We start from the raw sequence: 14,102 nt of genomic DNA on the forward strand, positions 1-14,102 counted from the left end.
CCGTCCCATGAACAAATTTAAAGAAACTTACTCTTCGGTTTCTAAAATCCCGCTTTTCTGATAAAGAACCCAGCGAGCGATATTTCCCGCATGATCACACATTCTCTCCAGATATTTTCCAACTAACAATAAATTGACCAAAGATCCTGGATCTTCCAATTTAGCTGCCAATTTATCCGTATAAAACTCTTTGGCTTTCAGATATGCAGCATCAGCCTTATCATCCATTTGAATAACTTCTTGTGCCAAAGCTTCATCTCGACTCATATAGGCACTGACAGCCTGTGAAATCATCCCCCGAGCTACCGCAAACAAATCTTGAATCGAGCCATCAATCAACCCTTCAGTATGATCCATTTCACGAATCAAAGCTGCTACTTCTTTTTCTTGATCCATAATACGAGTTAAATCACGCACTGTGTTCGTAGCCACTGTAATTCGACGTAGATCTCTGGCAACCGGATGCTGGAGCAATAAGATTCGCATGCAGTTTTGATCACATTCACGCCCTAAAGTGGATACTTCTTCATGAAGTTCATCGACTTCCTGAGTCAGAATCTTATCCTCATCATACAAAGAGTGCTTGCACAAAGACAATCCCTTCAAACAACTTTGACCCATCTCGGTCATTTTCAATTCTAACTGTTGAGTTTGTTTTAAAAACTTCGTTTGTACAACCATTATCCGAACCTCCCTGTTATATAATCTTCGGTCTTCTTCTCCTTTGGAGTTGAGAACATCATTTCAGTATCTCCAAATTCAATCAAATCTCCTAACAAGAAAAATGCCGTTTTATCACTGATACGCATTGCCTGCTGCATATTATGAGTGACGATTACAATCGTATAATCTTGTTTCAGTTTTAAAGTCAACTCTTCGATTTTTCCCGTAGAGATTGGATCCAGGGCGCTGGTTGGCTCATCCATCAATAAAACTTCTGGTTTAATAGCTAAGGCACGGGCGATACAAAGACGTTGTTGCTGACCGCCAGAAAGTCCCAATGCGCTCTTCCCAAGACGGTCTTTAAGCTCATCCCAAATAGCAGCATCGCGCAAAGCTTCTTCCACAATTTGATCCAATTCCGCTTTTTTCTTAATTCCATGGGTTCTTGGACCATAGGCAATATTGTCATAAACACTCATTGGAAATGGATTAGGTTTCTGAAATACCATTCCTACGCGTTTTCGCAAGGTATTGACCTCAATATCTTTATAGATATTTTGACCATCTAACAGGAAATCTCCAGTGATTTTGCATCCTTCTACCAAATCATTCATTCGGTTGATTGATTTTAAAAGCGTACTCTTTCCGCAACCACTAGGCCCTATGAAACTAGTGATCTCATTGGCTTTGATATCCATTGTGATGCCATGCAGCGCATGAAAATCACCATAATATAAATTTACATCTTGTATCGATAGTTTTACTTCACTCATATTACTCATCCATTTATCCTTTCACTAACTTACGTCCTAAATAAGAAGATAAGCTATTCATCACAATCACAAACACCAACAATACCACCGCAACTGCACAAGCTTGTTCCGTATAAAGCCCTTCACTCATCAAACGATACATATGGACAGCCAAAGTGCTGCCTGGTGCAAAAATATTCGTGCAGACTTGTGCAACTGTACCGGAAGTATAAATCAAAGCTGCTGTTTCTCCAACAATTCGACCCATACTCAACACGATTCCAGACATAATACCAGGAATCGCACTAGGCAGAATGATGCGGAAGATTGTTCTTAACTTTCCAGCACCTAATCCAAAACTTCCTTCACGATAAGAATCCGGTACAGCGACTAAAGCTTCTTGTGTCGTACGCATGATCGTAGGAAGAACCATGATGGCTAAAGTCAAAGAACCTGCCATAATACTCAATCCCATTTTCATAGAGATGACAAACATCAAAGAGCCAAATAATCCATATACAATACTCGGGATTCCAGATAGTGTTTCTGTCGTTAATAGAATCACCTTGACCAGTTTAGACCCCCGCTTAGCATATTCAACAAGATAAATTGCCGAGAAGATGCCAATGGGAGCAGCAATGACCAATGTCATCAATACAACAATAATTGTATTGATAATAGCCGGCATCATACTTACGTTATCTGTATTATATTCCCATTCAAACAAAGATGGTTTTAAATTTGGAACTCCACGAATCAAAATATAAGCAATAATAAACAACAGACATAGAATAGTAATCGCTGCTGCAATATGCGTCAGAAGCGACAGCGCAAACGAGACACGATCTTTTTTTTGTTTCATTATGCCTTAGCCTCCTTCCGTTTTAAAGCTGAAAAGGAAAGATTTATGATCATAATAAACACAAACAAAACAACAGCCGTAGCAATCAGTGCTTCTCTATGCAGACCTGTCGCATATCCCATCTCTAAAACGATATTGGCGGTCATAGTTCGTACACCATGCAATAAACTGCCAGGGACCACCGCTTGATTTCCAGCTACCATGATGACCGCCATCGTTTCTCCAATGGCTCGCCCCACTCCTAAAATCACTCCAGCGAGCACTCCAGATTTTGCGGCCTTCAAACAAACAAAGTAGACACTTCTTTCATGACTGGCACCCAAAGCCAGACTGCCTTCATAGTAAGAATCTGGAACTGCCTGTAAACTAGCTTCCGATACAGATACAATCGTCGGCAAAATCATGATTCCTAAAAGGATGGATGCCGCCAGGACCGTATTTCCGCTCGTATGGAATGCATCCTGAATCAAAGGTACGATGACTACCAAGCCAAAAAAGCCATATACAATACTTGGAATCCCTGCCAACAACTCAACTGCAGGTTTTACAATACGATAAATTTTTTTAGGACAAAAATACGCCATATATACAGCGGTCAAGATCCCAATCGGAACCCCCACAACAATAGCTCCTGCAGTAACATAGATACTGCCGATAATCATTGGAAATATTCCATAAAGATTGTTGCTGGGAGCCCATTCCATCCCTGCCAAAAAGTTCATAGGTCCAATCTTGGCAATAGCAGGAAGACCATTAATAAACAGATAGAAACAGATAAAGAATACGGCTACGATACTAAAACAGGCGGCCAACATGAACACGATTCGCATCGCGTTTTCTCTTAACTGCATGGTTCACATCCTCTCTTCATATAATCGTGTTAAAAAGGGGTTTCCCCCTTTTTGACACTATTTAAATTATTTTTATCTTATTCGGCAACGTCTGCCCAATCTGTAATCTCGCCTGTGTAGATTCCTTTGATCTGATCTGAAGTTAAATCATCTACACTGTTGTTATTGTTAACAATTACGGCGATACCATCGATTGCAATTGTTGTTGGAGTTAAACCAGCAGCTTCTTCATCTTCTGTTAATTCACGAGAACACATACCGATATCATATACACCAGAGATTGCGTTTTCTGCACCAGAAGTAGAATCTGATTGTTGAACCGAAATATTGGCATCCGCATTGATTTCTTTATAAGCTTCTGCCAGTTTTTCCATAACAGGAGTTACTGAACTTGAACCACCTACAGTTAAATCTCCAGTTGCTCCGTTGGATTCAAAAGTTCCTGTCGTTTCCATTGGGATATATCCTTCTTCTGCAACTACAGCCTGTCCTTCATCAGACATGATGAAATTCATAAAATCTTGTCCTAATTCGCTAACTTCTCCAGTTGTACAAATCAAGAATGGACGGCTTACAGAATATTCACCGTTTTCAATATTTTCCTGAGTAGCTTCTACTCCATCGACTTTAACTGCTTTCACTGTATCGTTCAGTGAACCTAATGAGATATAACCAATCGCATAGTCATTTCCTTCAACAGTCGTCATCATGACTGAAGTAGAGTTTGTGATTTGAGCACTGCTAGTCGTGTTATCCTTTTCGCCATCATCAATTCCTAATAATTCTGTAAAGGCTCTACGAGTTCCAGAACCATCTTCACGGCTGACAACCGTAATTGTTCCTGAAGCTGTTCCTTCAGCACCATCTTCTGCTGTACCGCTTGAGCAGCCTACCAATGCAGTAGCACTTAATCCAAGAGCTAACATTCCTTTTATAAATTTGTTCATTTTTTTCATCCTCTTTTCTTTTACATGAATAGTGTATAAAAGAAATGTTAAGCGCCTAGAATAGAAATGTTAAATCTATGTAAAATGGAATCTTTACCGAACGAACAGCCAAACCATATAAATAACATAAGTTAGAACCATGCAAAGCCCGCATCTCCGGTTCAAACCCCATTTTTTTACAACACCGTAATATATTATAGAAACAAGAAGTAATACCAGGCAATCTTGTGCTGCCCAAATATCCACTTTCATAGGCCGTAGGGTGCCAGAAATACCTAATATACATAATATATTGAAAAGATTGGAACCAATCACATTGCCCATCGCAATTTCATTTTCTCCCTTTCTTGCAGCCACAATACTGGTCATTAATTCTGGAAGAGACGTTCCAATCGCAACAATAGTTAATCCAATCAACGACTCACTCCATCCCCATAGTCTAGCTAGATTCGAAGCTCCTTCTACGACAAGCTGTCCGCCTGCGATAATGCCGATAATCCCCACGATTAAAAAGAAAATCAATCTTCCTAACGATTTTGCATATTTTACAGACTGATCTTTAGTTTCTTTGGCAGAACGGATCTGCTTTGTCAGCAAAGCACCAAAAAGGACCAATAAGAGGATCGATTCCCAGCGTGAAATATCTTGATGAATCAGAATAAACACCAATAACACACCGCTGACAAATATCGACCATGGCCAATCTCTTCGCATTAAAACACTATGAATTGCCAAAGGATAGATGCAGGCACTCGCTCCGGCAACAACCAATAGATTAAAAATATTTGAACCAATCACATTGCCTACAGCAATTTCATTTGATCCTTGTATGGCCGCCGTTACCGATACCGCAAGTTCTGGCATACTGGTTCCAAACGCAACGATCGTCAATCCGATCACCACCGAAGAAACTTTCATTCGATAAGCCAAACCCGAGGCATTATCGACAAACAAGTCCGCTCCTTTGACTAACAAGAAAAATCCTAATACTACAAACAATGCAGGAACTAACATATCTCATTCCTCCTTCTAAAAAAAACCGACATTCTGTCGGTTCAATCTTTATTCTGTTCTAAACCCAAAATCATATTTTCTGCCCAAGTTGTATAGAAGGATGGTAAAAAATGCACACCATCTGCTTGATAAATCGGCGCATCTCCATTTTGGGAAATCTCAGTATTATCTATATAGATCCATCCATTTTCCTGACACATCGACTTGACTTTCGCATTATATTCATCCACTTTGTTCCAGCGAGGAGATTCTGCCACTGCTTCATCCGTCGCGGGAATGATGGAATTTACCGCAATCGTCGCATCCGGACAACGCTCTAATACTTTCTGGATCTGTTCTTGGTAGACCTTATCGTATCCGCCCGCATCATCAAGCTGCATCCCCATATCGTTAACTCCATAAGAAAAGAATATATACGTCGGATTGATTGTCTCTACTTGGTCTAACCAATTTGATATGTATTCGACCGTGGCCCCGCTATCCGCCAGCACATGAGAATCCGGGAAAAAATGATATACACTAAATCCCATTGCGCGAGAATCGCCAAAAATTACGGCATCATCAAATAAAGCGAACAAATCGACCTTGCCTTCATCGATCCCTTGTTGCAATTCTTGGTATTTTGTTTCTTTTAATTTTTCAGAAAGATCATCTACTGCTTTTTCTTCTTGTTGCTTTAAATACTCCTGGCCCTGTGACAGCACCGTATTTCTTGGCAACGCAAGGATGCCAAGGATACAAACAGCTAAACAAGCGATGGAAATCAAGGCGATCTTTACTGGTTTTTTTAATCTTCTTTTTGTCTTTTTCATAAATTCTGTCTTTATTCTAGCACAGTCCTCCATAAAACAGAAGTGTATTTGAAATGTGTACATTTGTATTTATTTTTTGAACATTTTGCTTGATTTTTAAGAATTCGCTCGTATAATAATGGGTATTACACGAAAGGTATGATGAAACTATGACAAGAGTTTATAACTTTAGTGCAGGCCCGGCCTGTCTACCCGAATGGGTCCTAAAAAAAGCGGCGGAGGAAATGCTGGATGCACATGAAAGCGGTATGAGCGTTATGGAAATGTCCCACCGCTCTTCTGAATTTCAATCCATCCTGGATACATGTAAAGAGCGTCTTTGTCGTTTGATGAACATTCCAGAAGACTACGAGATCTTATTTTGTCAAGGCGGAGGAACAATGCAGTTTTCCATGGTTCCTTTAAATCTGTTAAAGCACAGCGCCGATATCATCAATACCGGACAATGGACGAAGAAAGCCATTATGGAGCATGAAAAACTGGGGACAACTCATGTGATCGCATCCAGTGCTGATGCAAACTTCACATATATCCCCAAAATCACACAGAATGATTTGAGTCCTGATAGCGATTATTTGTATATCTGCGAAAACAATACGATCTATGGAACGAAATATAAAGAATTGCCTCCTCACGAAGGAAAACTTCTCGTTGCCGATCTCAGCAGCTGTATTCTTAGTGAAAAGACCGATGTTTCAAAATACGATCTGATCTTTGCGGGAGCCCAGAAAAACATGGGGCCTGCCGGCGTCACGATCGTGATTATCAAAAAAGATCTGATTGGTCATGCCAAAGAGAATATTCCTTCTTTATTGGATTATAAAACATATGCAGACAATGACTCAATGTACAATACACCTCCTTGTTATTCCATCTATATGGTTGGTCTAGTATTGGAATGGTTAGAAAAAGAAATTGGCGGTTTAGACGAAATGGAAAAATTGTCCCGTAAACGCGCCAAAATGCTTTACGATTATATTGACTCTTCAAAGCTATATTCTAACCCTGTCGTCAAAGAGGACCGTTCCTATACCAATATTCCTTTTGTGACAGGAAACGCTGATTTGGATAAAAAATTTGTCAAAGAAGCCAAAGAAGCTGGTTTAGTAAACCTGAAAGGGCATCGAACGGTCGGCGGCATGCGCGCCAGCCTCTATAATGCGATGCCAATCGAAGGGGTTGAAGCTTTGATTGAATTTATGAAAAAATTTGAAAAGGAGAATCTCAACGCATGTACAAAATAAAACTTTACAATAATATTGCTCCTATTGGAATTCAACAGTTCACAGCAGATTATGAAGTCGGAGATGACATCGAAAATGAAGATGCGATCCTGGTTCGAAGCGCCAATCTTCATAATATCGAATATAGCGATCACTTAAAGTGCATCGCTCGGGCGGGAGCTGGTACTAATAATATTGACATCGATGCTTGTACACAACGCGGCATCGTAGTTTTCAATACCCCGGGAGCGAATTCCAATGCCGTCAAAGAACTTGTATTTGCCGGTATGTTGCTTGCGTCTCGTGATATCTATGGAGGAATCTCATGGGCAAAGACTCAACAAAACAATGAAAACCTTGCCAAAGACATGGAAAAACAAAAGAAAAAATATGCAGGGACCGAATTGAATCAAAAAACATTGGGTGTCATCGGATGCGGAGCCATTGGTGTCCAAGTTGCCAACTTGGCTCTTCGTTTTGGCATGAAGGTTCGCGGCTATGATCCTTTTATGTCCATAGATGCCGCATGGAACTTGTCGCGGTATGTCCATCATGATAGCGACATAGATGATTTATTTCGAAATAGTGACTTTATCACGATTCATATTCCATTAAATGAAAAAACCAAAAATACCATCAATAAAGAGACCATTGCTCAAATGAAGGACGGAGTCAAGATTTTGAACTTTGCCCGTGGCGGCTTAGTCAATAACGATGATATCTTGGAAGCTTTGAATACCGGGAAAGTGGCAAAATATGTCACAGACTTCCCAACCCCTGAGCTAGTCAATCATCCAAACGTGATTGCCATCCCGCATTTAGGCGCCTCCACTGCCGAAAGTGAAGAAAACTGTGCCATCAAAGCAGCACAAGAAACCATGCATTATCTGCAATACGGAAACATTCGAAATTCTGTGAATTTCCCTGACTGTTATATGGATTTCAACGCTCCGTTCCGCATCTGTGTGATCCATCACAACGTTCCAAAAATGATCTCCCAGATCACAAATTCACTATCTCACGATAATGCCAATATTGAAAACTTAATGAACAAATCTCGTAATGAGATTGCCTATACGATCCTGGATCTTGATAAGGAAGCCAGTCCGGAAACGATCCAAAAAATCGAAGCCATTCCAGGTGTTGTAAAAGCCAGAACGTATCGGAGACAACCTCTATGATCGATGCTCATGTACATTTGGAAAATGGACCTCTGAGCAAAGAATATGTATTTGAATTCATAGACACTGCCCTAGAGAAAGGAATCGAACATCTGCAACTTCTCGATCATACCCATCGATTTTATGAATTCCGAGAAATGTATGATGATATATGCCAGGCAGATCCTAGACAAAAGATATGGTTTGAAAAGAAACAGAAAAACTCAATTCAAGATCTACTTAAGCTTAAAGATGAGATCGAACAGGAACAGTTGCCTTTAAAGGTTTCTTGGGGATTGGAAGTTTGTTACGAAAAAGAAAGAGAGCCCTTTCTTCGTTCCATTCTTCCTGGCCTCCCATTGGATTTTTTTGTAGGAAGCGTTCATTCCATAGACCATTTTTTATACGATATTGGAGCCTTCAGCGAAGAATTAGTTTGGGAAAAAATGGATACCTCGATAATATATAAAAAATATTATCAAGAATTGGCACAATGTATTGCCTCTGATCTCTTTGATCAAATCGGACATCCAGATGTGATCAAGCTGTATCAACTAGACCCCGGTTATGATTTACATCCAACTTATGAAAAGTTGGCACAATTGGCAAAAGAACATCATGTCTGCATGGAAGATAATACAGGTGCTTATTATCGCTACAATCATCCTGAAATCGGATTGTGTCCTGCTTTCCGAAAAATTCTCAAACAGTACCATGTCCCTATCGTTTGGGCCAGCGATGCCCATTACCCAGCGCATGTTGCCATGGCTTATGATGAATTAAAAGGAGCTCAATTTCTGTGATGAGCTCCTTTTTTTATCGTACTTTTCTGGCTTCCATATAAAAGCGTTTTTCATCCGCTTCTCCCATTGAAAATGTCTTGCGAGGCAAAACTCCCCCAGCCATAATCGCTGAAAACAAGGAATTCTTATCGATACGATCTAAAAAGATTCCACAATTTGACGTATCCTGTAATAATGCCATCATCGCTTCTTGTCCGTGTATATAATCGATAGAAGCTTGGGGATGATCGTTCAAATACGAATCCAGATAATCTTGTAAGACATCGATCGGCAATCGGTCATCCGACTTCACAAGACTAATTTTTTTCTCAGTTGATCCTTGATGGAAATAAATCTCATTTCCCTGCTGGATCTCAATTTTTTGTGCCTGACAGTATTTTTCAAAGCCCAGATATAAATCTTCCAGATCCGTATGAAATAGAATGCGGTGAATCGGTTCAAAAATCAATGCAGGGCTATGAAGATTCACTAGCTCTACCATCGCAAAACGAGCCGGGTGATTCGCCCGCTGTTGATCATTGAGGTGGACCTTAACTTTTTCCCAACAAGCTTTGGCTGTTGCCAATGAATGATTGCCATCTCCCACAGCTAAGAATAACCCTTTAGAGTCTTCTTGCATCCTATACAATGTAGCTTCTACTTTTTCGGCATCTGCTCCCTGGATCGCATACCCTGTAAGATGACCTCCATCCATCATCAAGTCAAAATCGTATAAAACGGGAAATGCAGCTTTCTGGCTTGCCAGCTCTTCGATCAACTGTTTTTGCGGATCATCGATCAAAACCATGACATGGCTAAGTTCAAGCAAGGCATTCTGGCGGATTCGCACACGAGGCGGAATACGCGATTCGATCGTTCCCTCTGTTGCACGGATCGGGCAGTCTGTATGCGGGTCATAATCATAAGCCTCTAAATCAATGATGCCGACCAATCCGTATCGATCCCCTGAAAGAGTTGATCGTTTCAACAGAACAAATCCATTCTGGATCTTTTCTTCTAAAATACCTTCTTGAAGATATCGTTCCATAGTTTGCTGGATAGTTTGAATTCTTTGATCTCCTTGCGACAGAAAAGCTTCAGGATAAATCAAATGAAGACAAGAAGGTTTGTCTTTTATCCTTTTTTCTATTGTTTTCCAATACTCCGGCTGGCTCGTATACTGGTCACAAGCAATGACAGCCCAGCAGGCAGGATCAACAGATGCATTCGGCAAATAAAAGGTTCCTCTTTGAAAACAAGGTTTCATATCCTTCCTCCTTAAAAATTCTTCTCCAACTCCAGAATCTGGCTGCACAATTTCTCTAATACTGGCGTATGAATAGAAAGTTCTTTTGCCATTGGTATGATCGTCAGAGAAAATAACGGCAGTTCCGTTTTTCGATGAGCTAAGATATCTTGCGCCATGCTCGGCAATCCTTCAGGCCGAAGTGAATTGACCAGTTGAATCCAATCTTGTATATCTTGATCGGTTAAAGAAATTCCTTTTGCGTTAGCCACAGTTTGAACTTCTTTCATTGCCGCAACAAATTCAGCTTGATAAGGCTGATGATCCTGGCATCCTCCATATCCTACTTGATGAGCTGCACACACTTGATTGATCCCGCAGTTCAACATTAATTTATTCCATTGTTCCCGAACAATATCTTCACATTCTCGATAAGGAATCGAGTATCTTGAAAAAAATTGTTTTAGATCTTCTACTTTTGATCGTTGTTGAGGCGTTTCACTGCCGAACAAGATTTCTCCAACATGAGAATAATCTACTGCATGATTTAAATAAGTAGAATCCATACCTTGCACAATACAGCGAATCACTGCATCTTCTCCATAAACTTTACGACACTCTTCTTCACTGCGGATTCCATTCAGACACGAGAGTATGATGGTATCTTGATTCACAAAAGGTGCAATCTCCTGAATAGCAGCCGATAATCCTGAATATTTAGTACAGATCATGATCAAATCCAGTGATTCCCCTGAAGTGACGTATTGAAAATCGGGAAATTCTCCATTTACCTCCAACGGTTGTTGTTCATATCTCTTTTTACGATCCGGATCAACGATAAATACCACATCATGGCATCCATGTTCTAATAATAGTGTTCCGTATAAAGCACCGATAGCTCCTCGTCCGACAATTCCAACTTTTTGGATCATTTAATTCTCCTCTCGGGCATTGACCAGCCCTACACCCCATACGATCAAAAGCAAAGAAATCAAACTTGAAAATGAGAATGCTTGTTGCGTTTCCTGTAACATGAACGCGCTCAATAGAACTCCCATTACAGGTATGAGGCAGCTAAAGATTCCTACTTGGCTTACTGGATGATTCGATAATAAGATCCCCCACAAGGTATATGCACAAGCCGAAACGAATGCCAGATGGAGCAGGACCCCGATCCCAGCTATATTGGTCAATGTCAAATGACCGCCCATGCAAGACCCAATGAGGACTAATATAATGCCTCCTAAAAAGAACTGATATCCGCTCAGCATCACTGCGTCATCGGTTTTCGTAAACTTTTTGATAAAAGCAGCACTCAGAGCAGAACAGATCTGCGAAATCAGCACAAACCCATCTCCCAAGCCAGAGATGCTCTGTAGGTCTTGTATATTCATAATCAGTATACCAAAAAAACCTAACAGGCAGCCAATCACTTTGCGAAGATCCAACCGTTCATAATGAAACAACAAGCTTGCGATAAGCAAAGCGAAAAAAGCGCTGGTTCCGCTGATGATCGATCCATTGACGCCACTGGTATGCGCTAAACCAATATAGTAGAAAAAGTATTGTCCGGCGGTCTGAAAAAAAGCCAAAACAGGAATGGACCTCACGGCTGTCCTCGTCGGTAAAAGCAGCCGCTTTTGAATCAAGCTTCCTATAAGCAATACCAAGATTCCCGAACAAGTAAACCGCAATCCCGCAAACAACAAGATGCTCGGGGTATCCGAAGCAGATATAGAAAATAATTGATATCCGGTTTTTATAAAAGGGACTGCACTGCCCCATAAAGCACAGCAGAAGATAGCCGTTAAAATCAACACGCTGCGCCGTTTCCAAAATGTTTTCTGCATAAGAAAAAGGAAGTAGATTGCTCTACTTCACAAATTGTACGATTGCCATAGGAGCAGCATCCCCTTTGCGGATCCTTGTCTTGATCACGCGAGTATACCCTCCGTTTCGGTCTGCATAAGCCGGCCCTATCTCATTGAACAGCTTCTGCAGTGCAGTCGTTCCTTCTTCATCCACTTCCACGTTCCGTACAAAGCTTGCGGCCTGACGACGGGCATGCAGATCATTGCGCTTTGCCAATGTCACTAACTGGTCCATAACGGCACTAAGTTCTTTGGCTTTCTTTTCTGTTGTCTCGATCTGTCCGCTCTCGATCAGTGAAGTCGCCATGTTTCTCAACAAAGCTTTTCTATGATCTGCGGTACGTCCTAATTTACGATTCCACATACGATACTCTCCTACTCATACGATTTAAAAGATAAGCCCAACTGGTACATTTTATCTTTCACTTCTTTTAAAGATTTCTTTCCCAGATTTTTTACATGCATCATTTCATCTTCAGTTTTTTGGGTGAGCTCATCTACTGTCTGGATCCCTGCGCGTTTCAAGCAGTTATAAGAACGAACGGAGAGATCCAGATCTTCAATCATCATCGTATTCACTCTTTTTACATCTTCTTCATGAGGCTGTTGTACGACAAAACTTTCTTCCAGATGTAAGCCAGCTAATGGGACGATCTGATCAAAATGTTCAACCAACACACCTGCAGCCTGACTGATGGCCTGCAAAGGGGTAATCGTTCCATTTGTCTGTACTGAGATATGTACCTTATCATATTTGGCATCTTGTCCGACTCGAGCTGGTTCTGATAAGTATTCAGCAGAACGAACTGGTGTAAATAGAGCATCCAGAGCAATCGTATCCTCATCTAACTGGTACTCTTTTTGATTCTCTAAAGCACTTTTATATCCTAATCCATTCGTTACAAACAGATCCATCTCTAAGGCATATCCCTTTTCCAGATTACAAATCACTTGTTCAGAGTCACACAAGCTAACATTTTCCGGACAGATGATATCCGCTGTTTGGATCGTTGCTGGTCCTTTTTTTGAGATATGAAGTGTATAAACTTCATCCCCTTCACAATGAAAGCGTAACTCTTTGATATGTAAAGACAATGTCGTTACATCTTCTAAGATACCTTCAATATGCACTCGTTCTTTATCAAGTCCTTTTACACGATATCCAATAATTGCACAGCCCGGAAGATTAGACAACATGACGTTGCACAGACTGCTTCCGACTGTCGTTCCGAATCCTCTTTCCAAAGGCTCGAATACATAAGAGCCTTGATAGTTTTCTTCATCTACGGATTCTTTATGGAATAATGCTCTTTCAAATTCCTGCATTCGGCGCTTCCTTTCTATCCACGAGGTCGTTTTGGCGGACGACATCCGTTATGTGGGATCGGCGTCACGTCATTGATCATCGTGATGCTCAGTCCGGCTACCTGTAATGCTCTGACCGCTGCTTCTCGTCCTGGCCCCGGTCCTTTTACTTCTACACTCACCGTCTTCATCCCATGGTCCATCGCTGCCTTCCCGGCTGCTTCCCCTGCCAACTGGGCTGCATATGGTGTGCTCTTGCGGCTTCCCTTGAATCCCAGCGCTCCTGCACTGCTCCATGCCACTGCGTTTCCACTCTCGTCTGTGATCGTCACAATCGTATTGTTGAAAGTTGAGTGGATATGGGCACATCCTCGCGCTATATTCTTCTTAACGCGGCGTTTCCCTCTTCTTTGTACTTTTGCCATTCTCTACACTCTTCCTTTCTACTTCTTCTTGTTCGCGACCGTCTTCGCTTTCCCTTTGCGTGTTCTCGCATTGGTCTTCGTTCTTTGTCCGCGTACCGGCAATCCTCGACGATGTCTCATCCCGCGGTAGCATCCGATCTCCATCAGTCGCTTGATGTTCAGCTGCACTTCTCTTCGCAGATCCCCTTC

At 41.2% G+C, this 14,102-nt stretch carries 17 protein-coding genes; 3 read left to right on the top strand and 14 right to left on the bottom strand.

Annotated elements, in window-relative coordinates; genetic code table 11:
* Nucleotides 1-27: 27 nt before the first annotated feature.
* The 7 genes from phoU to HNQ43_RS08365 form a co-directional block, all read right to left on the bottom strand.
* A complete protein-coding gene (phoU, locus tag HNQ43_RS08335) occupies nt 28-681 on the bottom strand; it encodes a phosphate signaling complex protein PhoU (protein WP_183376713.1) in 654 nt (217 codons plus the stop codon).
* Nucleotides 681-1,436, bottom strand: coding sequence for a phosphate ABC transporter ATP-binding protein PstB (gene pstB / locus HNQ43_RS08340; protein WP_183376715.1), 756 nt, complete (start codon nt 1,434-1,436; stop codon nt 681-683). The genes phoU and pstB overlap by 1 nt, the downstream gene beginning before the upstream one ends.
* Nucleotides 1,437-1,449: 13 nt before the next feature.
* Nucleotides 1,450-2,277, bottom strand: coding sequence for a phosphate ABC transporter permease PstA (pstA, locus tag HNQ43_RS08345; protein ID WP_183376717.1), 828 nt, complete (start codon nt 2,275-2,277; stop codon nt 1,450-1,452).
* The gene (gene pstC / locus HNQ43_RS08350) at nt 2,277-3,128 is read right to left on the bottom strand and encodes a phosphate ABC transporter permease subunit PstC (RefSeq protein ID WP_183376719.1); all 852 of its coding nucleotides are present in this window, start codon (nt 3,126-3,128) and stop codon (nt 2,277-2,279) included. Before pstC ends, pstA begins: the two co-directional genes overlap by 1 nt.
* 77 nt (nt 3,129-3,205) lie before the next feature.
* Nucleotides 3,206-4,075, bottom strand: a complete 870-nt coding sequence (locus tag HNQ43_RS08355; RefSeq protein WP_183376721.1) for a substrate-binding domain-containing protein — start codon at nt 4,073-4,075, stop codon at nt 3,206-3,208.
* A 93-nt stretch (nt 4,076-4,168) separates the two neighbouring features.
* Complete coding sequence (locus HNQ43_RS08360) at nt 4,169-5,089, bottom strand: calcium/sodium antiporter (protein ID WP_183376729.1); 921 nt, start codon at nt 5,087-5,089, stop codon at nt 4,169-4,171.
* 41 nt (nt 5,090-5,130) lie between these two features.
* A complete protein-coding gene (locus HNQ43_RS08365; protein WP_183376731.1) occupies nt 5,131-5,901 on the bottom strand; it encodes an SGNH/GDSL hydrolase family protein in 771 nt (256 codons plus the stop codon).
* 149 nt (nt 5,902-6,050) lie between these two features.
* Here HNQ43_RS08365 and serC point away from each other — a divergent pair, with 149 nt between their 5' ends.
* The 3 genes from serC to HNQ43_RS08380 are packed head-to-tail and all read left to right on the top strand — an operon-like array spanning nt 6,051 to nt 9,087.
* The gene (serC, locus tag HNQ43_RS08370; RefSeq protein ID WP_183376733.1) at nt 6,051-7,145 is read left to right on the top strand and encodes a 3-phosphoserine/phosphohydroxythreonine transaminase; all 1,095 of its coding nucleotides are present in this window, start codon (nt 6,051-6,053) and stop codon (nt 7,143-7,145) included.
* The gene (locus HNQ43_RS08375) at nt 7,133-8,305 is read left to right on the top strand and encodes a phosphoglycerate dehydrogenase (RefSeq protein ID WP_183376735.1); all 1,173 of its coding nucleotides are present in this window, start codon (nt 7,133-7,135) and stop codon (nt 8,303-8,305) included. The genes serC and HNQ43_RS08375 overlap by 13 nt, the downstream gene beginning before the upstream one ends.
* Nucleotides 8,302-9,087, top strand: coding sequence for a PHP domain-containing protein (locus HNQ43_RS08380; RefSeq protein WP_183376737.1), 786 nt, complete (start codon nt 8,302-8,304; stop codon nt 9,085-9,087). Before HNQ43_RS08375 ends, HNQ43_RS08380 begins: the two co-directional genes overlap by 4 nt.
* A gap of 13 nt (nt 9,088-9,100) precedes the next feature.
* Here the strand turns inward: HNQ43_RS08380 and HNQ43_RS08385 are convergent, their stop codons facing one another.
* The 7 genes from HNQ43_RS08385 to rpsM form a co-directional block, all read right to left on the bottom strand.
* Nucleotides 9,101-10,333, bottom strand: a complete 1,233-nt coding sequence (locus HNQ43_RS08385; protein ID WP_183376739.1) for a DUF1015 domain-containing protein — start codon at nt 10,331-10,333, stop codon at nt 9,101-9,103.
* 11 nt (nt 10,334-10,344) lie between these two features.
* On the bottom strand, nt 10,345-11,244 hold the full coding sequence (locus tag HNQ43_RS08390; protein WP_183376741.1) for a ketopantoate reductase family protein: 900 nt from the start codon (nt 11,242-11,244) through the stop codon (nt 10,345-10,347).
* Nucleotides 11,245-12,162, bottom strand: a complete 918-nt coding sequence (locus tag HNQ43_RS08395) for a DMT family transporter (RefSeq protein ID WP_183376743.1) — start codon at nt 12,160-12,162, stop codon at nt 11,245-11,247.
* Between the two features lie 22 nt (nt 12,163-12,184).
* Nucleotides 12,185-12,547, bottom strand: a complete 363-nt coding sequence (gene rplQ / locus HNQ43_RS08400) for a 50S ribosomal protein L17 (protein WP_183376745.1) — start codon at nt 12,545-12,547, stop codon at nt 12,185-12,187.
* Between the two features lie 11 nt (nt 12,548-12,558).
* The gene (locus HNQ43_RS08405) at nt 12,559-13,509 is read right to left on the bottom strand and encodes a DNA-directed RNA polymerase subunit alpha (protein WP_183376747.1); all 951 of its coding nucleotides are present in this window, start codon (nt 13,507-13,509) and stop codon (nt 12,559-12,561) included.
* Nucleotides 13,510-13,523: 14 nt separating this feature from the next.
* On the bottom strand, nt 13,524-13,913 hold the full coding sequence (gene rpsK, locus HNQ43_RS08410) for a 30S ribosomal protein S11 (protein WP_022789336.1): 390 nt from the start codon (nt 13,911-13,913) through the stop codon (nt 13,524-13,526).
* Nucleotides 13,914-13,931: 18 nt separating this feature from the next.
* Nucleotides 13,932-14,102, bottom strand: a 171-nt coding sequence (rpsM, locus tag HNQ43_RS08415; protein WP_183376749.1) for a 30S ribosomal protein S13, incomplete at its 5' end; no start/stop codon positions are given.

Source organism: Faecalicoccus acidiformans (assembly GCF_014202635.1).
Taxonomy (GTDB): domain Bacteria; phylum Bacillota_I; class Bacilli_A; order Erysipelotrichales; family Erysipelotrichaceae; genus Faecalicoccus; species Faecalicoccus acidiformans.

Coding starts and splice junctions, on each gene's coding strand:
- phoU (WP_183376713.1), bottom strand. CDS start 681: ATGGTTGTACAAACGAAGTTTTTAAAACAAACTCAACAGTTAGAATTG.
- pstB (WP_183376715.1), bottom strand. CDS start 1,436: ATGAGTGAAGTAAAACTATCGATACAAGATGTAAATTTATATTATGGT.
- pstA (WP_183376717.1), bottom strand. CDS start 2,277: ATGAAACAAAAAAAAGATCGTGTCTCGTTTGCGCTGTCGCTTCTGACG.
- pstC (WP_183376719.1), bottom strand. CDS start 3,128: ATGCAGTTAAGAGAAAACGCGATGCGAATCGTGTTCATGTTGGCCGCC.
- HNQ43_RS08355 (WP_183376721.1), bottom strand. CDS start 4,075: ATGAACAAATTTATAAAAGGAATGTTAGCTCTTGGATTAAGTGCTACT.
- HNQ43_RS08360 (WP_183376729.1), bottom strand. CDS start 5,089: ATGTTAGTTCCTGCATTGTTTGTAGTATTAGGATTTTTCTTGTTAGTC.
- HNQ43_RS08365 (WP_183376731.1), bottom strand. CDS start 5,901: ATGAAAAAGACAAAAAGAAGATTAAAAAAACCAGTAAAGATCGCCTTG.
- serC (WP_183376733.1), top strand. CDS start 6,051: ATGACAAGAGTTTATAACTTTAGTGCAGGCCCGGCCTGTCTACCCGAA.
- HNQ43_RS08375 (WP_183376735.1), top strand. CDS start 7,133: ATGTACAAAATAAAACTTTACAATAATATTGCTCCTATTGGAATTCAA.
- HNQ43_RS08380 (WP_183376737.1), top strand. CDS start 8,302: ATGATCGATGCTCATGTACATTTGGAAAATGGACCTCTGAGCAAAGAA.
- HNQ43_RS08385 (WP_183376739.1), bottom strand. CDS start 10,333: ATGAAACCTTGTTTTCAAAGAGGAACCTTTTATTTGCCGAATGCATCT.
- HNQ43_RS08390 (WP_183376741.1), bottom strand. CDS start 11,244: ATGATCCAAAAAGTTGGAATTGTCGGACGAGGAGCTATCGGTGCTTTA.
- HNQ43_RS08395 (WP_183376743.1), bottom strand. CDS start 12,162: ATGCAGAAAACATTTTGGAAACGGCGCAGCGTGTTGATTTTAACGGCT.
- rplQ (WP_183376745.1), bottom strand. CDS start 12,547: ATGTGGAATCGTAAATTAGGACGTACCGCAGATCATAGAAAAGCTTTG.
- HNQ43_RS08405 (WP_183376747.1), bottom strand. CDS start 13,509: ATGCAGGAATTTGAAAGAGCATTATTCCATAAAGAATCCGTAGATGAA.
- rpsK (WP_022789336.1), bottom strand. CDS start 13,913: ATGGCAAAAGTACAAAGAAGAGGGAAACGCCGCGTTAAGAAGAATATA.